The 21668-nt window shown below is 72.9% G+C and carries 15 protein-coding genes and 2 pseudogenes; 11 read left to right on the forward strand and 6 right to left on the reverse strand.

Annotated elements, in window-relative coordinates:
- Positions 1-219 precede the first annotated feature (219 nt).
- Positions 220-1761 (forward strand): GAF domain-containing protein, encoded by a 1542-nt coding sequence (locus WBK50_RS26640; protein ID WP_341338232.1) that lies wholly within the window; start codon positions 220-222, stop codon positions 1759-1761.
- 1 nt (position 1762) lies between these two features.
- On the opposite strand, the gene WBK50_RS26645 is transcribed toward WBK50_RS26640, so the two are convergent.
- Complete coding sequence (locus tag WBK50_RS26645) at positions 1763-2932, reverse strand: MSMEG_0565 family glycosyltransferase (RefSeq protein ID WP_341338233.1); 1170 nt, start codon at positions 2930-2932, stop codon at positions 1763-1765.
- A gap of 109 nt (positions 2933-3041) precedes the next feature.
- On the opposite strand from WBK50_RS26645, the gene WBK50_RS26650 reads away from it, so the two are divergent.
- Entirely contained in the window at positions 3042-4229 is a 1188-nt protein-coding gene (locus tag WBK50_RS26650; protein ID WP_341338234.1) for an MSMEG_0568 family radical SAM protein, read from the forward strand.
- 94 nt (positions 4230-4323) lie between these two features.
- Complete coding sequence (locus tag WBK50_RS26655) at positions 4324-4884, forward strand: MSMEG_0567/Sll0786 family nitrogen starvation N-acetyltransferase (RefSeq protein WP_341338235.1); 561 nt, start codon at positions 4324-4326, stop codon at positions 4882-4884.
- A gap of 117 nt (positions 4885-5001) precedes the next feature.
- On the opposite strand, the gene glmS is transcribed toward WBK50_RS26655, so the two are convergent.
- From glmS to WBK50_RS26670, 3 genes are all read right to left on the reverse strand, one after another.
- Positions 5002-6852, reverse strand: coding sequence for a glutamine--fructose-6-phosphate transaminase (isomerizing) (gene glmS, locus WBK50_RS26660; RefSeq protein ID WP_341338236.1), 1851 nt, complete (start codon positions 6850-6852; stop codon positions 5002-5004).
- A 26-nt stretch (positions 6853-6878) separates the two neighbouring features.
- Entirely contained in the window at positions 6879-7148 is a 270-nt protein-coding gene (locus WBK50_RS26665; RefSeq protein ID WP_341338237.1) for a hypothetical protein, read from the reverse strand.
- A gap of 146 nt (positions 7149-7294) precedes the next feature.
- Positions 7295-11107, reverse strand: coding sequence for an ABC transporter ATP-binding protein (locus WBK50_RS26670; protein WP_341338238.1), 3813 nt, complete (start codon positions 11105-11107; stop codon positions 7295-7297).
- Between the two features lie 97 nt (positions 11108-11204).
- On the opposite strand from WBK50_RS26670, the gene WBK50_RS26675 reads away from it, so the two are divergent.
- Positions 11205-12038 (forward strand): aldo/keto reductase, encoded by an 834-nt coding sequence (locus tag WBK50_RS26675; RefSeq protein ID WP_341338239.1) that lies wholly within the window; start codon positions 11205-11207, stop codon positions 12036-12038.
- Positions 12039-12057: 19 nt separating this feature from the next.
- Here WBK50_RS26675 and WBK50_RS26680 read toward each other — a convergent pair whose 3' ends face one another.
- The gene (locus tag WBK50_RS26680) at positions 12058-12912 is read right to left on the reverse strand and encodes a hypothetical protein (protein ID WP_341338240.1); all 855 of its coding nucleotides are present in this window, start codon (positions 12910-12912) and stop codon (positions 12058-12060) included.
- The gene (locus tag WBK50_RS26685) at positions 12909-13817 is read right to left on the reverse strand and encodes an ATP-binding cassette domain-containing protein (RefSeq protein ID WP_341338241.1); all 909 of its coding nucleotides are present in this window, start codon (positions 13815-13817) and stop codon (positions 12909-12911) included. The genes WBK50_RS26680 and WBK50_RS26685 overlap by 4 nt, the downstream gene beginning before the upstream one ends.
- Positions 13818-13989: 172 nt before the next feature.
- Here WBK50_RS26685 and WBK50_RS26690 point away from each other — a divergent pair.
- From WBK50_RS26690 to WBK50_RS26720, 7 genes and pseudogenes are all read left to right on the forward strand, one after another.
- Positions 13990-14343, forward strand: a pseudogene (locus WBK50_RS26690) (AMP-binding protein); the annotation flags it as partial.
- A 130-nt stretch (positions 14344-14473) separates the two neighbouring features.
- A complete protein-coding gene (locus WBK50_RS26695) occupies positions 14474-15547 on the forward strand; it encodes an AMP-binding protein (protein ID WP_341338242.1) in 1074 nt (357 codons plus the stop codon).
- Between the two features lie 28 nt (positions 15548-15575).
- Positions 15576-15974, forward strand: a pseudogene (locus tag WBK50_RS26700) (LLM class flavin-dependent oxidoreductase); the annotation flags it as partial.
- A 95-nt stretch (positions 15975-16069) separates the two neighbouring features.
- Positions 16070-16606: an LLM class flavin-dependent oxidoreductase gene (locus WBK50_RS26705; protein WP_341339507.1), complete on the forward strand. Its 537-nt coding sequence runs from the start codon at positions 16070-16072 to the stop codon at positions 16604-16606.
- A gap of 199 nt (positions 16607-16805) precedes the next feature.
- Complete coding sequence (locus WBK50_RS26710; RefSeq protein ID WP_341338243.1) at positions 16806-17504, forward strand: hypothetical protein; 699 nt, start codon at positions 16806-16808, stop codon at positions 17502-17504.
- 202 nt (positions 17505-17706) lie between these two features.
- Entirely contained in the window at positions 17707-21423 is a 3717-nt protein-coding gene (locus WBK50_RS26715; protein ID WP_445942397.1) for a multifunctional oxoglutarate decarboxylase/oxoglutarate dehydrogenase thiamine pyrophosphate-binding subunit/dihydrolipoyllysine-residue succinyltransferase subunit, read from the forward strand.
- 9 nt (positions 21424-21432) lie between these two features.
- A complete protein-coding gene (locus WBK50_RS26720; RefSeq protein WP_297496241.1) occupies positions 21433-21606 on the forward strand; it encodes a DUF6104 family protein in 174 nt (57 codons plus the stop codon).
- Positions 21607-21668: the final 62 nt, after the last annotated feature.

A 21668-nucleotide genomic window follows, 5' to 3' on the forward strand; every position in this document is an offset into this window, starting at 1 on the left:
ACGTTGCCCGTTCGTTGCACGCCCGCCGCCGGCTGGGCCTGACCTATCGGCCAGGCGTTCGTCGCCTTGCCTATCCGGGTGGGGGTGGCCGATGATGGCCGCGGACGAGGGTCCCGCGGGGCAGCGTGGGCCTGCGGCGGAGTCTCCGCCGCGGTGGTGCGCGTGACGGGAACGAGGACGGTCCGGGACTACACCGGAACAGCGACATACGGGGTGCGGATGCCAGTCGACGGCGTGGTCGAGCGGGACACCGGTCCCGCCGGGGATCCCGGCCGGGCCCGCATGCTCGACGAACTGTACGCCGCCGTCGTGCACGACCGCTCCGGCGGCACGCCGCTCCGCAGCCTGGTCTCGGAGTCCTGGCAGCGCAGCCTCGCCGCGGACATCGATCCCGAACGCCGTACGCCGCCGATCACCTACGACCGGCGCGAGAGCAGGGCCCGCCTCTCCGCCCACCCGCTGCACACCGTGATGCCGCTGCTGCGCAGCAACCTGGTGAGCATCGCGGACGAGGCCATGCACGTAGTCCTGGTCACGGACGCGGACGGCGTCGTCCTGTGGCGCGAGGGCGCCAGTGCGGTGCTGCGCCCGGCGGACCGGGTCGGCCTCGTCGAGGGGTCGCGCTGGTCCGAGGACGCGATGGGCACGAACGCGATGGGCACCACGCTCGCGGTGGGCCGCCCCGTCCAGATCCATTCCACCGAGCACCTCGTCCGCACGATCCACGCCTGGACCTGCGTCGCCGCCCCGGTGCACGACCCGGACACCGGCCGGATCATCGGCGCCATCGACATCACCGGCCCCCGGCGGACCATCCACCCGGCGATGCTCGCGCTGGTCACCACCACCGCCCAGCTCGCCGAGAACCAGCTCCGGGCGCAGCTCGCGATCGCCGACGAGCGGATGCGGCTGCGGAACATGCCGCACCTGCAGAGCCTGCGCGGGACCGCGGGCGCGCTGGTCACGCCCAGCGGCCGGGTCGTCGCCGGCGAGCCGTACGGCTGGTGGCCCGAGCGCGTCCCGATCGTCGACGGCGCGGACCGCATCGAGCTCGCCGACGGCCGCCGGCTGCTGGTCGAGCCGCTGGCCGAGGGCTACCTGCTGCGGGAGATCTCGCGGAGATCCGTCCTGCCGCACGGCTCGAGCCGGGCGACCGCCGTGCCCGAGGCGCCGGCGCCCGAGCGGCACGCCCTCGCCCTGCGGTTCATGGGCGACGGCACCCCGCGCGCGGTGTTGGACGGCACCCCCATCCCGATGACGTTGCGTCCCGCGGAGACGCTCGCGGCGCTGGCCCTGCACCCGGAGGGCCTCACCGCCGAACGCCTCGCCTACCTGCTCTACGGCGACGACGGCAACCAGACGACGGTGCGCGGGGAGATCCACCGGCTGCGCGCCTCGATCGGCGCGGACGTCCTCAAGACCCGCCCCTACCGGCTGGACGCGACGGTCGAGACGGACTTCGGCGCCGTCCGGCGCGCGCTGGAGAGCGGCCGGGTGGCGGACGCGATCCGGGCCTGCGCCGGTCCGCTGCTCCCGCGCTCCGACGCCCCCGAGATCCGCGCCGTCCGGGACGAGCTGGAGGCCGCCCTGCGCCGGGCCGTCCTGGACTCGGACGACGTGGACCTGCTGCACACCTTCGGCGCCCATCCGCTCGGCCGGGACGACCTCGAGGTGCACGAGCGGCTGGCGGACCTGCTGCCCGCCGGGGACCCGAGACGGTCGGTCGCCGAGTCCCGGGTCGCGCGGCTGCTCGCCGAGTAGGTCAGGCCGGTGCCGGGACGGCTTCCCGGTAGATGCCGCGGTGGACGTCCGCCGAGTTCTCCCAGGTGAAGCGGCCCGCGGTCAGGCGTCCGGCCGTTGCCAGCCGCGCGCGGAGCTCCGCGTCGGTGACCATCCGGCGGAGCGCCGCGGCGAGCGCGTGGTCGTCCCCGACGGCAGGGAGCAGCGCGTCGACGTCGTCCATCAGGTGCTCGCGGAACACGGGCAGGTCGCTGGCGACGACCGGCAGCCCGAGCCCCATCGCCTCGATCGCGACCAGCCCGAAGCCCTCCGCCGTCGACGGGTAGCAGAGCGCGTCCGCGGCCTCGTACCAGCCGCCCAGCTCGGCGTCGGAGACCGTGCCGAGCTCGACGACGTCGCGGCCGAGCTCGAGCCCCAGGCCCGCGAGCTCGGCGAGCGCGGCGTCCCGGTACGGCGCGAAGTCCTGGAACGAGTGCCCGCCGACGATCGCGAGCACCGGGTCGAGCCCCTCGGAGCGCAGGTGCGCGAGCGCCCGGAACGCGTGGACCGTCCCCTTGCGGGGCTCGATCCCGCCCACCGCGAGCAGCAGGAACCGCTCCCGGGCGCCGACGCGCTCCCGTAGCGCGTGCGTCGCCTCCGGGGCGGCCGGTGGGAAGCGGCCGGTGTCGACGCCGTTGGGCACGATCGTCGTCGACACCCCGAAGTCCGCGGCGAGGATCCGCCGCCACTGTTCGCTCACGACGAGGACGCGGTCCGGCTCGGTGATGGCACGGCGCTGGCAGTCGACCAGGACCGGGGTGGTGAAGTCGTCCACGTGGTGGGCGGTGCGCAGCACCGTGACCGGCGCGCCGGTGCGGGCGCGGGCAGCCAGCGCGGCGCGCGCGGCGATGCAGTCCTGGGCGTGCAGGACGTCGAACTCCCCGATCCGCTCGGCGAGCCCGGCGGCGAGCAGCTCGATCCCGGCGAGGGTCCGTTCGGTGAGCGTCGTGCCCGCCCGCGCGGGCCCGCGGACGACCGTGTGCGGCACGTCGACCGGCCGGTAGAGGCCCTTCGCGGGGTCTCCCAGCGCGACGAGGTGGACGCGGTCACCGGCCCGGTGCAGGGCCTCGGCCAGCCCGATCGTGTGCACGTGGCCGCCACGGGGGGTCGTCGAATGGCTGATCAGGGCCACTCGCGGGCCGGGGTGTGACACATCCGCTCCGTTCACCATGTTGCATCCTCGTCCACCATAGTTGACTATCGGACATCTCCTATAGGAGACGGACGCCTCCTATCCGAGTACGTGCGAGGAGAATCATCGGATGACCGTGCTCGACCGGACTCCTGCCGGCACCTCGGCCCATGTGGCCGAGCTGATCATGGATCTGCAGAGCGTCGGCCTGCGGATCGAGACCACCCTGGAGACCTCCCGCACAGGCGGCGCGGGCCCCTCGGACTCGGGGATGCTGTGGATCGAGGGCGTGCCCGTCACCGTCCCACCGAGCGCTACCTCGCCGTACTCGCTGCGCGCCGAGGACGACGGCCAGGGCATCTTCCGGGACGGCGTGAAGGTCGCCTCGGTGGCCGGGACGCGACGGCCGCGGTTCTACGACCTCGCGACCGCCGACGGCGTCCCGTACCACCAGATCGCGCTGCTGCACCTGGACTCGCTGGCGTCCACGGTCGTGCAGGCCTGCAACTACTGGGGCAACTCGGACCAGTGCGGCTTCTGCGGGATCGGCGTCTCGCTCGCCGCCGGGAACACGATCGCGAAGAAGACCCCCGAGATGCTCGCCGAGGTGGCCGTCGCCGCCCGGGACCTCGACGGCGCCGTCGACGCCACCCTGACCACCGGCTCGTCGGTGGCGCCGGACCGCGGCGCGTTGTACGTCGCGCGCTGCGGGCAGGCCGTGAAGGAGGCCGCGGGGCTGCCCGTCGAGGTGCAGTTCGAGCCGCCGCGGGACCTCTCGGTGCTGGACCAGGTGCACGACATGGGCGTCGACTCGGTGGGGGTGCACGTCGAGTCCTTCGACCCGGCGGTGCTCGCGCGGGTCGCGCCGGGCAAGTTCCGGACCGGGATCGACGCCTACTTCCGCACGTGGGAGCGGGCGGTGCAGCTCTTCGGCGAGGGCCGCGTCTCGACGTACGTGATCCTCGGGATGGGCGAGGACCCGGACCTGACCGTGGAGATGTGCCGGCGCGCCGTCGACATCGGGGTGTACCCGTTCGTCGTCCCGCTGCGGCCCGTCGCGGGGTCGCTGATGGAGGACGTGCCGGCGCCGTCGCGGGAGTACACGGAGCCGATCTACCGCAAGGTCGCCGGGTTCCTCGCCGAGCGCGGGCTGGGCGCGGACACCGCGGTCGCGGGTTGCGCGCGCTGCCAGGCGTGCTCGTCGCTCAACCTCGTGCAACAGTCCGGCCAGGGGGATCAGCGCGGCGGCACGCCCTGCGGCACCGGCGCGCCCGGCGCCGCCCCGCTCCTGCAGATCGGAAGGCGCCCCGACGCATGACCCCGCGCCCCACACGCCTCCGCACCGCAGGAACGGCACTCTCGTGCGGACCTCGCGCACGAAAGTGCCGTTCGTGCAGGTCAGGAGGAGCTCGGTGACCGCTGCACCGGCGGAGCGGGTCCGACCCGTGCGGGCGTCGAACGTGCTGGTCGGGGTGGATCCGGTCGCCTGCCGGCCCACCGGCGGCCCCGACGCCCGGGCCTGGCACCACCGCATCCGGCACGCGGTGTTCGTCGAGGAGCAGGCCGTGTTCGACGGCTCGGACATCGACGCGCACGACGCCCGGGACGACGTCGTCCACGTCCTCGCGACGCACGACGGCCGCCCCGCCGGCACCGTCCGCCTCTATCCGACGGGGGTGCCCGGGGAGTGGCTCGGCGACCGGCTGGCGGTGCTCCCGGAGTTCCGGACCGCGGGGATCGGCGGCCCGCTCGTGCGGTTCGCGGTGGAGACGGCCGGGGCCCGGGACGGGATCCGGATGCTCGCGCACGTCCAGCTGCCCAACGAGCGCTTCTTCCACCGGCTCGGCTGGCGGACGGCGGGCCCGGTGGAGACCTACGTCGGGCACCCGCACGTCCCGATGGCGACCGCCCTGACCGGCCCGATGACCGAATGGCTGGCCGGCCCCCGCCGTGGAGCCACGACGCGCACCTGAGTGCCGACCATCCGGCTCATGGAGCCACGACGCGCTGCACCGGCCCCGTTCCTCGCGTTGTGGAGCCACGACGCGCTCGCACGAAGCTGTTCCGCGCGTCGTGGCTCCACGGTGCGGTCACTCGACGGTGACGGACTTCGCCAGGTTCCTCGGGCGGTCGACGTCGCGGTCCAGGGCCACGGCCGCGTGGTAGGCCAGGAGCTGCAGCGGGACCGACATCAGGATGGGGTCCAGCTCCGGCTCGTTCCGCGGGACCACGATCGTGCGGTCCGCGAGGTCCGTCGAGAGCTCCCGGTGGGCGAGCGCGACGACGGGGCCCTTGCGCGCCCGGATCTCGGCGAGCGTCGAGACGTTCTTCTCGAAGAGATCGTCGTCCGGGACGCAGGCGACGGTCGGCAGCTCGGGGCTGACGAGTGCGAGCGGGCCGTGCTTGAGCTCGGCGGACGCGTAGGCCTCGGCGTGCACGTACGAGACCTCCTTGAACTTCTGCGCGCCCTCCTTGGCGACCGGCCAGCCCCGCCTGCGCCCGATGAACAGCACGCTGGAGCGCTGGGCGACCTCGGCCGCGGTCTCGGCGATGAGCCCCGTCCGCTTCTCCTCGTCCAGGATCTGCTCGATCTGGGCCGGGAGCTGGTTGAGGCCGTCGATGATCCGGCGGCCCTCCGTGGGCGCGAGGTCCCGGACCCGGCCGAGGTGCAGCGCGAGGAGCGCGAACGCGATGAGGGTCGAGGTGAAGGACTTCGTCGCGGCCACGGACATCTCGGGGCCGGCGTGGATGTAGATGCCGCCGTCGACCTGCCGCGCGATCGTCGACCCGACCACGTTGATGATCCCGATGACCCGGCCGCCCTTGCGCTGCAGCTCCTGCACCGCGGCGAGGGTGTCCACGGTCTCGCCGGACTGGCTGACCGCGACGTAGAGCGTGTCCGGCTCGACGACCGGGTTGCGGTAGCGGAACTCCGACGCGGACTCCGACGTCGCGGGCACGCGGGCCAGGTCCTCGATCAGCTGGGCCCCGAGCTCGCCCGCGTAGCAGGCCGAGCCGCAGCCGAGGATCTTGACGCGCTTGAACTCGCGGGCCTCGCGGATCGTGAGGTTGAGCCCGCCGAGGTGCGCGGTGGAGAACCGCTCGTCGAGCCGGCCGCGCAGCGCCCGCTCGATCGAGCGCGGCTGCTCGGCGATCTCCTTGACCAGGTAGTGGGCGTGGTCCCCGATCTCGGCGCCGACGACGTCCCAGTCCACCTCGGACGGCTGCTTGGCGGTCGAGCGGTCGTCGAGGGTGAAGGTGCGGTAGCCGGTGGCGGTGATCGTGGCCAGCTCGCCGTCGTCCAGGTAGACGACCTGGCGGGTGTAGCCGACGAGCGCGGAGACGTCGCTCGCGACGAACATCTCCCGCTCCCCGACGCCGAGCAGCACCGGGGACCCGTTGCGCGCGACGACGATCCGGTCCGGGTGCTCGGAGTCCAGCACGGCGATCCCGTACGCGCCGACGACCTGCTTCAGCGCGGTCCGGACGGCCTGCTCGAGGTCCGCGGCGCCGTTCGCGAACGCGGCCGCGACCAGGTGCGCGACGGTCTCGGTGTCCGTCTGCGAGGTGAACTCGACGCCGTCCGCGGTCAGCTTGGCCCGCAGCTCGTCCGCGTTCTCGATGATGCCGTTGTGGACCACCGCGATCCGCTCGGACATGTCCGTGTGCGGGTGCGCGTTGGCCACGCTCGGCTCGCCGTGGGTGGCCCAGCGGGTGTGCCCGATGCCGGGCGCGCCCTTGAACCGGGCGGGCAGATCGGCGGCGAGGTCCGCGACCCGGCCGCTGGCCTTGCGCACCTTCAGCGTCGCCGGGCCCTTACCCGTGCGGTGCACCACGGCGACGCCCGCCGAGTCGTACCCGCGGTACTCCAGCCTCCCGAGACCCTCCAGGAGGATCGGTGCGGCGTCCTGCGCGCCGACGTATCCCACGATCCCGCACACTCAGGCGTCTCCTTCTCGTTTCTGGATCATCCGTAGACGATCCGGCGCAGCTGACGGGCGGACAGCTCCGGTGGAGCGACCCGCCGGGCGGCCAGTTCGGCGCCCAGCCGCGCGAAGATCCGGTCGTTGGTGAGGCCGCGCCCCTGCAGCTCGGAGTGCCGGCGGCGGACGAAGGCCTCGGTCTGCTCGCCGAAGTACGCGAGTACCTCGCCGACCACCCGTAACGCCTCGCCCCGGCTCAGCGATGTGCTCTGGACCAGATGCGCGACCAGGTCCTCGTGCTGCACGGCGCCCACAGCGGGAGCTTGCCCGAACGAGGAGGCCAGAAGCAAATTCCTGCCCGAATTCGGGCAGGAATACTTCAAAACTCCCGCCGCGGCGGCACTATGTCACAAATCGATACTCGTGCCCGCCGGAACCCGCGCTTCCGCGATCGGCCGATTCAGGCCGAACGGGCCGCCGAGACGTCCTCCTCGGCGACCTCCGCGGCGGGTTCCAGTTCACCGGCCCGCCAGAGCGCGGCATATCGCCCTCCGGCCGCGACGAGCTCGGCGTGCGGCCCCTCCTCGACGATCCGTCCGCCGTCCAGCACGACGATCCGGTCCGAGCGCGCGGCCGTCGCCAGCCGGTGCGCGACGACGAACGACGTGCGCTTCGACGTCAGCCGGTCCCCTGCCTCGAGCACGGCGGCCTCGGTGGCGGGATCGAGCGCCGCGGTGGCCTCGTCGAAGATCAGCAGATCCGGGTCCACGAGCTCGGCCCGGGCCAGCGCGATGAGCTGGCGCTGCCCCGCCGACAGCCCCTGGCCGCGCTCCCCGACCCGATGGCGGAACCCGCCCGGGAGCGAGCGCACCAGGCCCAGCGCGCCGACGGCCCGGGCCGCCGACTCGATCTCCGCGGGGCTCGCGTCCGGCCGGCCGTAGGCGATGTTGGCCGCGACGTCCCCGGTGAACAGGTGCGGCTCCTGCGGCACGAACCCGAGCCGCTGCCGGTAGCGCTGCAGCGGGTAGCGCCGCACGTCCACGCCGTCGACGAGCAGTGCCCCTTCGCCGACGTCGTAGAACCGGGCGATCAGCTTGGCCATGGTGGACTTGCCCGCCCCGGTGGCGCCGACCAGCGCGACCGTCTCCCCCGCCGCGACGCGGAGCCGGACGTCGGAGAGCGCGGGCTCGTCCGTGCCCGCGTAGGTGAAGCCGACGTCCCGCAGCTCGACCTCCCCGCGCAGCCGCTCCGGCACGGCGATCTCCTCCGCGGCCGGGACCTGCGAGAGCGACGTCGGCGTGCGCAGCAGGTCCGAGATCCGGCGCAGGCCCACGCGGGCCTGCTGGTAGCCGTCGAAGACCTGGGAGAGCTGCTGCACGGGGGTGAAGAACAGGCCCAGGTAGAGCAGGAATGCCGTCAGGATCCCCGGGGTGAGCCCGCCCGAGGCGACCCGCGCCGCCCCGACGCCGAGCACCGCGGCCTGCGCGATGTCCGACATGAACGCGACGGCCGGGAAGTACCCGGCGATGTAGCGCTGCGCGCGCATCCGGGAGCGGCGGTAGGCGTCGCTGCGCTCGGAGAACGCCTCGGCGCTGCGCTCCTCGCGGACGTAGGCCTGGGCGACGCGGACCCCGGACACGTTCTCCTGCATGTCCGCGTTCACCACGCTGACCTTCTCCCGGGCCTCGGTGTAGGCCCGCGAGGACAGCCGGCGGAACACGACCGTCACCACGACCAGGATCGGCACCACGGCCAGCGCCACCAGGGCGAGCGCGAGGTCCGTGACCAGCAGCGCGACCGCGACCCCGCCGACCGTGAGGAGGCTGACGACGGCCTGCGCGAGCCCGGTCTGCAGGAACGTGGACAGCGCGTCGACGTCCGTGGTCATCCGGGTCATGATCCGGCCGGAGAGCTCGCGCTCGTAGTAGTCCAGCCCGAGCCGCTGCAGGTGGGCGTAGCTGCGGACCCGCAGCAGGTAGAGCAGGCTCTCCCCGGCCCGGGACGTGGTAACCGTCTGCGCGGCGACGACGAACGCGTCCGCCGCGACCACCCCGATCCCGATCAGTGCCGCGATCGCCAGCACCCGGCCGGACCCGGCGGTGATGCCGCCGTCCACCGCGTACCGCGCGATGCTGGGCAGCGCGAGCGTGGCCGTCGCATCCAGGGCCACGAACGCCATTCCGGCCGCGAGCAGCCAGCGGACCGGCCGCATCAGCCTGCCCAGCCGGAACGTCGGGTCGGGCGCGGCGGGGTCCTCCCCGCCGAGGCGGGGATCATCGGTGGCGGGAGGCAACGCGGCGACGGCCGCGAGCAGTTCCGGGGTGGCGGCGATGCCGCCGGCCATGGCCGTCACCCCGCCGCCGCCGCGGCCCGCCGGACCGCCGCCGTGCCCCGCGGCCGCGCTCCGCAGCGCGGTGTCCGAGCCGGTGTCCCGGACCGTCCCCGGGTCCGGCCACAACGACGCGGTGACGCCGTCGACCGCCGCCTCCGGCACCACGGGCGCGACCCGTCCCGCGTCGTCCTCGGCGGTGCTCGCCGCGAGGAGCTCGCGGAACAGCGGGCTGCGGGCCCGCAGCTCCGCCTCCGTGCCGACGTCGACGACCCGGCCCTCGTCCAGCACGGCCACCCGGTCCGCGAGCGCGAGCGTGGAGCGCCGGTGCGCGACCAGCAACGTGGTGCGGCCCTGCATGAGCGTGCGCAGGGTGGCGTGGATGGCGGCCTCGGTGGTGGTGTCCACCGCGGACGTCGCGTCGTCCAGCACGAGGACGCGGGGGTCCGTGAGCATCGCCCGGGCCAGCGCGATCCGCTGCCGCTGCCCGCCGGAGAGCGTGAGCCCGCGCTCGCCCACCTCGGTGTCGTAGCCCTTCGGCAGGGAGTCGACGAACAGGCCGATCTGCGCGGCCTCGGCCGCGGCCCGGATCTCCTCGTCGCTCGCGTCCGGTCGCCCGTACGCGATGTTCGCGCGGATCGTGTCCGAGAAGAGGAAGGCCTCCTCGAAGACGATGCCGAGCTCCTGGCGCAGGTCACGGAGCCGCAGGTCCCGCAGGTCCACGCCGCCGAGCCGGAGCGCGCCCGACTGCGGCTCGTAGAAGCGGGGCAGCAGCAGCGCGACGGTCGATTTGCCCGAGCCCGCGGTGCCGACCAGCGCGAGCGTCTCGCCCGGCTCCACCCGCAGGGACACGCCGTCGAGCACCGGTTCGCGGCTCGTGTAGCCGAAGCGCACCGCGTCGAGCTCGACGGACAGCGGCCCGTCCGGCAGGGCCGCCGGCCGTTCCGGGTCCGTCACCTCGGGCATCGAGTCCACCAGGTCGTACACCCGCTCGACGCCCGCCCGGGCCAGCTGCGCGCTCACGACCAGCGAGCCGACCAGCCGGGCCGGCCCGACGAGCTGCGCGACGTAGGTGGTGAAGGCCAGGAACGTGCCGAGGGAGATCGAGCCGTTCAGCGCCATCCAGCCACCGAAGCCGATCACCGCGACCTGGCCGAGGCTCGGCAGGGCCAGCAGCATCGGGTTGAGTCGCGCGGTCATCCGGGCCGCGCGCATCCGCTCCGCGAACAGCTTCCGGGCCAGCCCCTCCAGGGTCCCGACCTCGCGGGACTCCTGCCCGAACCCCTTGACGACGCGGACGCCGGTGACCGTCTCCTCCACCTGCTGCGCCACGTCCGCGGCCCGCTGCTGCGCCGACCAGGTGGCCGGGAACAGCGAGCGCCGGGTGCGCTGGGTGATGTACGCGGCGAGCGGCAGCATGATCAGCGAGATGACCGTGAGCAGCGGCGACAGGTAGAGCATCGCCGCCACCGACGCGACGACGAGCGCGATCGTGCCCGCCGTCAACGGGACCATCGACAGCAGCGACTGGACGAGCTGCAGGTCCGTGATCGAGCGCGAGACGACCTGGCCGGTGCGCAGCGCGTCCTGTTTCTCCCCGTCCAGGCGCTGCACGGAGGCGAACACCTGGCGGCGGAGGTCGTGCTGGACGTCCAGGGCCACCCGGCCGGCGAGGTAGCGGCGGGCGAAGGACGCGGCGAAGCGGACGACGGCCAGCCCGAGGATCGCCAGCACGATCGGGAGCAGCACGTCCGTGACGCCGCGGACCGCGTCGTCGACCGCGACGCGGGTGAGCAGCGGGCCGAGGGCGTCCAGGCTGACGCCGAACACCGACGCCAGCAGCGCGCCGACGGTGACGCCGCGGTGGGCGAAGCAGGCGCGGGCCAGCCGTCGGATCCAGCCCGTTCCCTTCGACTGCTCGGGCGCTGAGGGGAGCGAGGACATCTGTGAAGGTTATGCCCGGCCGTCGACACTTTCCCCCGGCGCGGTGAGCCCGGCCACCGGCGGGAAGCCGGACGCCGGAGCGCGGGTTGGGCGGATCATGAGCAACGTTCCCGGTATCACCCTGTCCGGCGGGGTCGAGATCCCGCAGCTCGGCTTCGGCGTCTTCCTCGTGCCGCCGGGTGAGACCGAGGCGTCGGTGAGCACCGCGCTGGAGATCGGCTACCGGCACATCGACACCGCCCGGATCTACGAGAACGAGGGCGAGGTCGGCGCCGCGATCGCGAGGTCCGGCGTCGCGCGCGGCGACCTCTTCGTCGCCACCAAGCTGTGGAACTCCGACCAGGGCCGGGACGCCGCCCTGAAGGCGTTCGACGCCAGCCTCGACCGGCTGGGCCTCGACTTCGTCGACCTCTACCTCATCCACTGGCCCGCGCCCGGCGCGGACCGCTACGTCGACAGCTGGCGCGCGCTGCAGGAGATCCGGGCGTCGGGCCGGGCCCGCGCGGTCGGCGTCTCCAACTTCGGGGTGCCGCACCTGCAGCGGCTGCACGACGAGACCGGCGTGACGCCCGCGATCAACCAGATCGAACTGCACCCGAACCTGCCGCAGGCCGAGCTGCGCGCCTTCCACGCCCAGCACGGCATCGTCACCGAGGCGTGGAGCCCGCTGGCCCGCGGCGGCCTGCTGGAGGACCCGGCGGTCGCGAAGCTCGCGGCGAAGCACGGGAAGACCCCGGCGCAGGTGATCCTGCGCTGGCACCTGCAGCTCGGCAACGTCGTCATCCCGAAGTCCGTGACACCGTCGCGGATCGCCGAGAACTTCGACGTCTTCGGCTTCGAGCTCGACGCCGACGACCTCGACGTGATCGACACCCTGGACAACGGCGGCCGCATCGGCCCGGACCCGGACACCATGAACGCGGGCGTCTGAGACTCCGCAGCCGGAGGGCTCAGGTGACGTCGCGGCGGTCCCCCACCACCCAGGCCGTCGCGACGCCCGCCCCCGCCCAGAGCGCGAGGACGATCAGGCACGCCCAGCCGGGCGGCGGCGACGCCACCCCCGCCAGGCTCTCGACGGCCTGGGTGCCGTAGCGCGGGCCCGCGAGCTCGACGGCCGGGATGTCGTAGAGCGCGACGTCCGCGGCGTTCCCGGGCAGGTACGAGGTGATCCGGGCGATCGCCGGAGGGCCGGTGCCGAGGCCGGGGTCGGCCCCCGACCGCAGGATCAGCGACAGCACGTTCTCGATCGCCAGGACGTAGACGAGCAGCAGCACGACCGCGCCGGCCTGGTTCGTCACGAGCGTCCCGACGGCCACCCCGAGCACGGCCCACAAGGCGCAGACGGCGATCCCGGTGCCGATCAGCCCGAACAGCGGCCCGGGCGACGGGAACGTCGCGCTGCCCTGTCCCAACAGGCCCGCCACCAGCCCGAACGCGATGGTCCCCAGCGCGTAGACGGCGCCGACGGCCGCGCCGACCGCGCAGCGGGCCAGCAGCACGGGGACGCGCCCGCCGGTGAGGTACGTGGTGGTGATCGTCCGGTGCCGGAACTCCCCCGTCGCCTGCACCGCCCCGTGCACGGCGGCGAACACGCTGCCGAGCGAGAGGGAGTAGGCCAGCGACGCGAGCAGGACCCCGGGCGTCTCCCCGCCCAGCCCCGAGAGCGACGAGCTGAAGACGCCGCCGAACACGTTGATCGACAGCGCCAGCAGGACGACCGGGATGAGCAGCGCCCACCACATGCGGACCGAGGTCGTCCGCCGGAGCTCGGCCCGCAGCATCCGGGACGCGACCGGCGCGGTCATCCGGGGACACCCCCGGTGAGCTGCAGGAACAGCTGTTCCAGATCCACCTGCTCCTCCACCAGCCCGTACACCGCGACTCCCGCCGCCAGCGCGGTGTCCCCGACCAGCACCGCGTCCGCACCCCCCACCGCGAGCCGTCCGTCCGGCAGCGTGTCCACCTCCATCAGTCCCTTCGCGACCAGCGCCTGCGCGAGCGTCACCGGCTCCGCGCAGCGCACGAGCACCCGCCCCCGGCGGCCGCCGCCGAGCCCCGCCAGCTCGCCCTGGTACACGCACGCGCCGCGGTGGATCACCACGACCCGGTCCGCGCTCTGCCCGATCTCGGCGAGCTGGTGGCTGGACACGAGCACGCTGCGGCCGCTGCGGGCGAACCCGCGCAGGAAGTCCCGCAGCCAGGCGATGCCGGCCGGGTCCAGGCCGTTGCCCGGCTCGTCGAGGACGAGGATCCGGGGGTCGCCGAGCAGCGCGGTCGCGAGCGCGAGGCGCTGCTTCATGCCGAGGGAGTAGCCGCCGACCCGGCGGTCGGCGTCCGCGGCGAGCCCGACCAGGCCGAGCACCTCGTCGACGCGCCGGTCCGGCACGCCGATCGCGGCCGCGCAGACCAGCAGATGACGGCGCGCGGTGCGGGAGGGGTGGAAGCCCTGCGCCTCGAGCACGGCGCCGAGGACGCGGCCGGGCGAGCCGAGCGTCTCGAACGGGACGCCCTCGACGAGCGCGGTCCCGGACGTCGGCACGACCAGCCCGAGGATCATCCGCAGGGTCGTGGTCTTGCCGGAGCCGTTGGGCCCGAGGAACCCGGTGACCAGTCCCGGCTCGACGGCGAACCCGAGGTCGCGGACCGCCTCGACGGTGCCGAACCGCTTGCTCAGGCCGTCGACGGCGATCCGCCCGGAGTGGTCCTGCACGCGTCGTTCCCCCCGATCGTCGATGCGGCTCCATCCTGCCCACCACCGCGCGAGTCGGCGCGTCCGGGGCGGCCGACCTGCCGGATTCGTCCTGTTCCGAGGGGTGTGCCGGACGCTACGATCCGCCCCGATCGTGTGGCCCCGACCACACCCCGCCGTCGAGGAGTCCCCCATGACCGACGTGTCGCTGATCTCCGACCTGCTCCCCCACTGGACGGCCGCGCGGCCCGACGCCGAGGTCCTGCGGTTCGGCGACCTCACCCGGACCTGGACGGAGCTCGACGAGCGGGTGCGCCGCCTCGCGGGCGCGCTGCGCGCCGCGGGGATCGGCCCCGGGGACCGGGTCGCGGTGCTCGACCTCAACCACCCGTCCTGCATCGAGCTGACGCTCGCGTGCGCGCGGATCGGCGCCGCCAATGCCGTCGTCAACTTCCGGCTGGCGCCGCCGGAGATCGTCTACGTGATCGACGACGCCGCGGCGCGGCTGCTCTTCGTCGGGCCCGAGTTCGCGCCGGCGGTGGAGCAGGTGCGGGAGAAGCTGGCGGCGGTCGAGCGGGTCGTGCGGGTCGGCGGCGGGGACGACGAGTTCGAGGCCTGGCTGAGCTTCCCACGAGCCGGACCCGGACCTGCACCCCGCGGCGCCGGACGACTGCGTCGTGCAGCTCTACACCTCGGGCACCACCGGCTTCCCCAAGGGCGCGATGCTGACCCACCGCGGCCTGCTCGAGCACGCCCGCAACAGCGCGGCGGAGTTCGGGATGACCGCCGACGCGTCGGTGCAGGTCGCGATGCCGCTGTTCCACGTCGGCGGCACGAGCTACGCGCTGGTCGCGCTCACCCACGGCGCGCGGATCGTGCTGCAGCGCGTCCCGGACCCCGCCGCCGTGCTGGAGGTGCTGGAGCGGGAGCGGATCACGCACACGTTCCTCGTCCCCGCGCTGATGGCGGCGATGGCCCAGGTGCCCGGCGCGGCGGACCGGGACTACTCGGCCCTGCAGGTCCTCTCCTACGGCGCGTCGCCGATGCCGCTGCCGGTGATGCGGGCGAGCCTCGCCCTGTTCCCGGGCACCCTCGCGCAGGTCTACGGGATGACGGAGGCCTGCGGCGTGGTGAGCACGCTGCCGACCGCCGACCATGAGGACCCGGCCGTCGCGCACCGGCTGGTGTCCGCCGGGACGCCCATCCACGGCGTCGAGATCGAGATCCGGGACCCCGCGAGCGGGGAGCCGGTCCCGACCGGCGAGCCCGGCGAGATCTGGGTCCGCACCCCGCAGCTGATGAGCGGCTACTGGCGCAAGCCCGAGGCGACCGCGGCCGCCGTCACCCCGGACGGCTGGCTGCGGTCCGGCGACGGCGGGCACGTCGACGCCGACGGCTACGTCTACGTCACGGACCGGATCAAGGACATGATCATCAGCGGCGGCGAGAACATCTACCCCGCCGAGATCGAGCGGGTGCTGGCCGAGCACCCGGCCGTCGCGGACGTCGCGGTGATCGGCGTGCCGCACGAGCGGTGGGGCGAGGTGCCGAAGGCGATCGTGGTCGCGATGCCGGGCGCACAGGTGGACCGGGAGGAGATCCTGGCGTACTGCCGCGCGCAGCTCGCGTCGTTCAAGTGCCCCGCGAGCGTCGACGTGGTGGACGAGCTCCCGCGCAACCCCACCGGCAAGATCCTCAAGAAGGACCTCCGGGCGCCCTACTGGGCGGGCCGGGAGCGGACCGTCGTGTAGGAGTTGACTCGCCGGTAACCTTCGTCGGATGAAGCTCTCGACGCAGCTGCAGTACGGCGACGACCCGGTCGCGAACGCCGAGTCCGTGGTCGGCCTGGAGAAGGCCGGCCTCGACGTCGTCTGGGTCGCGGAGGCCTACAGCTACGACGCCGTCTCCCTGATGGGGTACCTCGCGGCGCGCACCGAGCGGGTCGAGATCGGCTCCGGGATCCTGCCGATCTACAGCCGGACCCCCACGCTCACCGCGATGTCCGCGGCCGGCCTGGACGCGCTGTCGAACGGCCGCGCCATCCTCGGTCTCGGCGCGTCCGGGCCGCAGGTCATCGAGGGCTTCCACGGCGTCCCCTACGACAAGCCGATCACCCGCACCCGGGAGATCATCGACATCTGCCGCAAGGTCTGGCGCCGCGAGCGGCTGGAGCACGACGGCCTCTACCCGATCCCGCTCCCCGAGGGCCGGGGCACCGGGCTCGGCAAGCCGCTCAAGCTGATCAACCACCCGAAGCGCGCGAACATCCCGATCTGGGTCGCGGCGCTGGGGGACAAGAACGTCGAGATGACCGCGGAGCTCGCCGAGGGCTGGCTGCCGCACGTGCTCGTCCCCGAGAAGATCCGCGACGTGTTCGGCCCGGCGCTCGACGCCGGGTTCGCGAAGCGCGCCCCGAGCTCGGCCCGCTGCAGATCACCGGCGGCGGCATCCTCGCGCTCGAGCCGGAGATGTGGGAGCCGGCGCGGCAGCTCGCCCGTGGGATGTACGCGCTGTACATCGGCGGCATGGGCGCGCGGGGCAAGAACTTCTACAACACGGTCATGCGGCGGCAGGGCTGGGCCGACGCCGCGCAGGAGGTGCAGGACCTCTATCTCGACGGGAAGAAGGAGGAGGCCGCCGCCGCGCTGCCGGACGAGTTCATCGAGAAGGCGACGCTCATCGGCGAGCCCGCGTTCGTCCGCGAGCGGATCGCCGCGCTGCAGGAGGCCGGCGTCACGCATCTGCACGTCAATGCGGTCACGGCGGACGCCCCGAAGATCTTCGGTCAGGTCAAGGAGTGGATCTCCTGAGAGGTGGGCACACCCGCGGGTGATTCGCGGGGCGGGGGTGGTGTGACGGGCCGTGCCGGGCTCGTTCCACAATGTATGGGCCGACCCGTCCCGTTCACCGACCCGCGGGAGCAACCTGGTGCCCGTCCCGTTCGTCCGTACCGCAGACGAGCCGCTCACAGCGGAGCAGTACCGGTATATCGCTACCCACGCGTGGTGGATGGGTACGTTCGCCACCGCGGAGGCGATCCACGTCCATCTCTCGGAGCACCTGATCCAGCAGTGGACGCCGGTGGACCGGGACGCGGACTGGCTGCTCGATCGCGAGCTCACCGGCCGCGTCACCTGGCTCGTCGGCTCCGGGGACGACGCCGTCTCCGAGGGGTTCGACCTGAACGACCACTGGCCCAGCGGTCGGTTCCGGGCGCCCTACGGGGACTTCTACGCCGAGCTCAACGAGACCTCGCCGCGCCGCCCGGCGGGTGGCTGGGCGGCACCCACCCCGGAGTTCCTCGCGCTGCTGCCGCGGGACCCGGACGCGCTGATCGCCCGCCTGCGCGAGGACGTGCCGCAGCGCACCTACACCGGCCCGTTCCGGGCGGCGGTGGACACGCTGCGCACCTGCACCGTCCCGGCGGACCTGCGCGAGGCCCTCTTCGCCGCGCTGCTGCTGCTGCCGGCGGTGACGGTCGTCGACGAGGTGAAGGACCTCGACGGCAACCTGTGCGCCGCCCTCGTGCACGACGACGGGCCCACCCGCACCGAACTCCTCGTCGATCCCGTCGACGGGCAGTACGCCGGCGAGCGGGACACCCTGCGCCGGGACTCCTCCTGCGGGCTGGCGACGGGCACCGTGATCGCCGAGACGGCGGTCCGGACCGCGGTCGTACCGGGCATCGGCGCGCTGCCCGTCTTCTGACCCGGCGTGCGCCGGGGCCCTCACCGGGGTTTGTGTGATCCCCCTGGCGCGGTACCCCGTGATCCGACGCGGGGACTACCCTGGTCCCCGGTCGTCGGCGACCCGACACATTAGCGGAACCAAGGCGGTTGACAGCGTGTCCACCAGCAGTACGTCAAGCCCAACGGACCAGTTCGGCCCCAACGAGTGGCTCGTCGAGGAGATGTACCAGCGCTTCCTCGAGGACCCGAACGGGGTCGACCCGGCGTGGCACGACTTCTTCGCGGACTACCGGCCGGGCGGCGGCCTCTCCGACACCGGAGCGGACGACGACGGCGACGGGTCCCCGCCCGCCGAGGAGCAGGACGCCGAGCAGGACGCGCCGACGGCGTCGCCGAAGACCGCCGAGAAGACCTCCACTCCGACCGGAAAGCAGGACGTGTCCGCCGCCGCCGCCAGCTCCACCGCCCCGTCGAAGACCGGCTCCAACGGTTCCGCCTCCACGAAGGCCGCCGCCTCGAAGGCCCCCCAGAAGCCCGCCGCCGGCAGCACCTCCCAGGCCGCCAAGCCCACGCCCATCGGCAGCGACGGCGAGGTGACCCCGCTCCGCGGCGCCGCGAACGCGGTCGTCAAGAACATGAACGCCTCGCTCGCGGTCCCCACCGCGACGAGCGTCCGCGCCGTGCCCGCCAAGCTTCTGGCGGACAACCGGATCGTCATCAACAACCAGCTGCAGCGCACCCGCGGCGGCAAGATCTCCTTCACCCACCTCATCGGCTACGCCGTGGTGAAGGCGCTGGCGGACTTCCCGGTGATGAACCGGCACTTCGTCGAGACGGACGGCAAGCCGACCGTCGTGCAGCCCGAGCACGTCAACCTCGGCCTGGCCATCGACCTGCCCGGCCGGAACGGCCAGCGCTCGCTCGTGGTCGTGTCGATCAAGGGCTGCGAGAACATGACGTTCGCGCAGTTCTGGTCGGCCTACGAGGGCATCGTGCACAAGGCACGAGGCGGGAACCTGACCGCGGAGGACTTCGCCGGCACCACGATCAGCCTCACCAACCCGGGCACGCTGGGCACCAACCACTCGGTGCCGCGGCTGATGCAGGGCCAGGGCACGATCATCGGCGTCGGGGCGATGGAGTACCCGGCCGAGTTCCAGGGCGCCAGCGAGGAACGGCTCGCGACGCTCGGCATCAGCAAGATCATCACGCTGACGTCGACCTACGACCACCGGATCATCCAGGGCGCGGAGTCCGGTGACTTCCTGCGCCGGATCCACCACCTGCTCCTCGGCGGGGACGGTTTCTACGACGAGATCTTCACGTCGCTGCGGGTCCCCTACGAGCCCGTCCGCTGGGTGCAGGACATCCCCGAGGGCGAGGTCGACAAGACCGCGCGCATCCTCGAGCTGATCGAGTCCTACCGCACCCGCGGGCATCTGATGGCGGACACGGACCCGCTGAACTACCGCCAGCGCCGCCACCCGGACCTGGACGTGCTCAGCCACGGCCTCACCCTCTGGGACCTGGACCGCGAGTTCGCCGTCGGCGGCTTCGGCGGCAAGAAGCACATGAAGCTCCGGGACGTCCTGGGCCTGCTCCGGGACTCCTACTGCCGCACCGTCGGCACCGAGTACATGCACATCGCGGACCCCGAGCAGCGCGCCTGGCTGCAGGAGCGCATCGAGGTCCCGCACCAGAAGCCGTCGGTCGTCGAGCAGAAGTACGTGCTCAGCAAGCTCAACGCGGCCGAGGCGTTCGAGACCTTCCTGCAGACCAAGTACGTCGGGCAGAAGCGGTTCTCGCTCGAGGGCGGCGAGACCGTCATCCCGCTGCTGGACGCCGTGCTGGACAAGGCCGCCGAGCACGAGCTCGACGAGGTCGTCATCGGCATGCCGCACCGCGGCCGGCTCAACGTGCTCGCCAACATCGTCGGCAAGCCCATCAGCCAGATCTTCCGCGAGTTCGAGGGCAACCTGGACCCGGGTCAGGCGCACGGCTCCGGCGACGTCAAGTACCACCTGGGCGCCGAGGGCAAGTACTTCCGGATGTTCGGCGACGGCGAGGTCGTCGTCTCGCTGGCGTCCAACCCGTCGCACCTGGAGGCCGTGGACCCGGTGCTCGAGGGCATCGTCCGCGCCAAGCAGGACATCCTGAACAAGGGCGACGGCGCGTTCACCGTGCTGCCGCTGATGATGCACGGCGACGCGGCGTTCGCCGGGCAGGGCGTGGTGGCGGAGACGCTGAACCTCGCGCTGCTGCGCGGCTACCGCACGGGCGGCACCGTGCACGTCGTCGTCAACAACCAGGTCGGCTTCACCACCGCCCCGGAGGCGTCGCGCTCGTCGCAGTACTCGACGGACGTCGCGAAGATGATCGGCGCGCCGGTCTTCCACGTGAACGGCGACGACCCGGAGGCCTGCGTCTGGGTCGCCAAGCTGGCGGTCGAGTACCGCGAGCGCTGGAACAACGACGTCGTGATCGACATGATCTGTTACCGCCGCCGCGGCCACAACGAGGGCGACGACCCCTCGATGACGCAGCCGGCGATGTACGACGTGATCGACGCCAAGCGCAGCGTCCGCAAGATCTACACCGAGTCGCTGATCGGCCGTGGTGACATCACCATGGAGGAGGCCGAGCACGCGCTCAAGGACTTCTCCAACCAGCTCGAGCACGTCTTCAACGAGGTCCGGGAGCTGGAGAAGACCCCGCCCGCCGTCTCGTCGTCGGTGGAGAAGGAACAGCTCGTCCCGAGCGACCTGGACACGTCGGTCACGCTGGAGGTCGTGCACCGCATCGGCGACGTGCACGCCAACCTGCCGGAGGGCTTCACCCCCCACCAGCGCGTCAAGCCGGTGCTGCAGAAGCGCGCGACGATGTCGCGCGAGGGGAACGTCGACTGGGCCTTCGGCGAGCTGCTCGCGTTCGGCTCGCTGGTCATGGACGGCAAGCTGGTCCGGCTCTCCGGGCAGGACACGCGGCGCGGCACGTTCGTGCAGCGGCACTCGGTGCTCATCGACCGCAAGACCGGCGAGGAGTACACCCCGCTGCGCAACCTCGCCGAGGACCAGGGCCGTTTCATGGCCTACGACTCGGCGCTGTCGGAGTTCGCGGCGGTCGGCTTCGAGTACGGCTACTCGGTGGCGAACCCGAACGCGCTGGTGCTGTGGGAGGCCCAGTTCGGGGACTTCGTCAACGGCGCCCAGTCGATCATCGACGAGTTCATCTCGTCCGGTGAGGCCAAGTGGGGCCAGATGTCGGACGTGGTGCTGCTGCTGCCGCACGGCCTCGAGGGCCAGGGCCCGGACCACAGCTCGGGGCGCATCGAGCGCTTCCTGCAGCTGTGCGCCGAGGGTTCGATGACGGTGGCGCTGCCGTCGGAGCCGGCGAACTACTTCCACCTGCTGCGCCGGCAGGCCCTCGACGGCGTCCGCCGCCCGCTCGTCGTCTTCACCCCGAAGTCGATGCTGCGGAACAAGGCGGTCGTCTCGCCCGTCTCGGACTTCACCGGCGGCCGGTTCCGCCCGGTGATCGACGATCCGCGCTACCGCACCGACGACGGCCCCGCCGCCTCGGTCCAGAAGGTCCTGCTGTGCAGCGGCAAGATCTACTGGGAGCTCGCGCAGCACCGGGATAAGCAGGACATCGACAACGTCGCGATCGTCCGCCTCGAGCAGCTGTACCCGGTGCCGGACCGGCAGCTCAGCGGGGTGCTGGAGCGCTACCCGAACGCGAAGGACATCCGCTGGGTCCAGGAGGAGCCGGCGAACCAGGGCGCGTGGCCGCACATGGGCCTCGAGCTCCCGGAGAAGCTGCCGGAGCGCCTGTCGGGGCTGACCCGTATCTCGCGTCGCCGGATGGCCGCGCCGGCCCCCGGGTCGTCGAAGGTGCACGAGGTCGAGCAGCGCGAGCTGATCGCCAAGGCCTTCAGCTAGGCCGTCGGCGTGTACTTCACCGACCGTGGCATCGAGGAGCTCGTCGAGCGGCGCGGGGAGGAGGCGGTCAGCGTGGAGTGGCTGGCCGCCCGGCTCCGCACGTTCGTCGACCTGAACCCCGCGTTCGAGGACGCGGTGGAACGCCTCGCGACCTTCCTGGCCCGCGACGACGAGGACGACTGACGGGTCGTCGGAGCCCGCCGCCTGCCTGCCGCCAGGCTTCTACCGCCGCCTGAGTGGCTCAA

The organism is Pseudonocardia sp. T1-2H (genome assembly GCF_038039215.1).
Classification (GTDB): Bacteria; Actinomycetota; Actinomycetes; order Mycobacteriales; family Pseudonocardiaceae; genus Pseudonocardia.

Coding starts and splice junctions, on each gene's coding strand:
- WBK50_RS26680 (WP_341338240.1), bottom strand. CDS start 12,912: ATGACCGCGCCGGTCGCGTCCCGGATGCTGCGGGCCGAGCTCCGGCGG.
- WBK50_RS26670 (WP_341338238.1), bottom strand. CDS start 11,107: ATGTCCTCGCTCCCCTCAGCGCCCGAGCAGTCGAAGGGAACGGGCTGG.
- WBK50_RS26710 (WP_341338243.1), top strand. CDS start 16,806: ATGGGTACGTTCGCCACCGCGGAGGCGATCCACGTCCATCTCTCGGAG.
- WBK50_RS26715 (WP_445942397.1), top strand. CDS start 17,707: ATGTACCAGCGCTTCCTCGAGGACCCGAACGGGGTCGACCCGGCGTGG.
- WBK50_RS26640 (WP_341338232.1), top strand. CDS start 220: ATGCCAGTCGACGGCGTGGTCGAGCGGGACACCGGTCCCGCCGGGGAT.
- WBK50_RS26650 (WP_341338234.1), top strand. CDS start 3,042: ATGACCGTGCTCGACCGGACTCCTGCCGGCACCTCGGCCCATGTGGCC.
- WBK50_RS26675 (WP_341338239.1), top strand. CDS start 11,205: ATGAGCAACGTTCCCGGTATCACCCTGTCCGGCGGGGTCGAGATCCCG.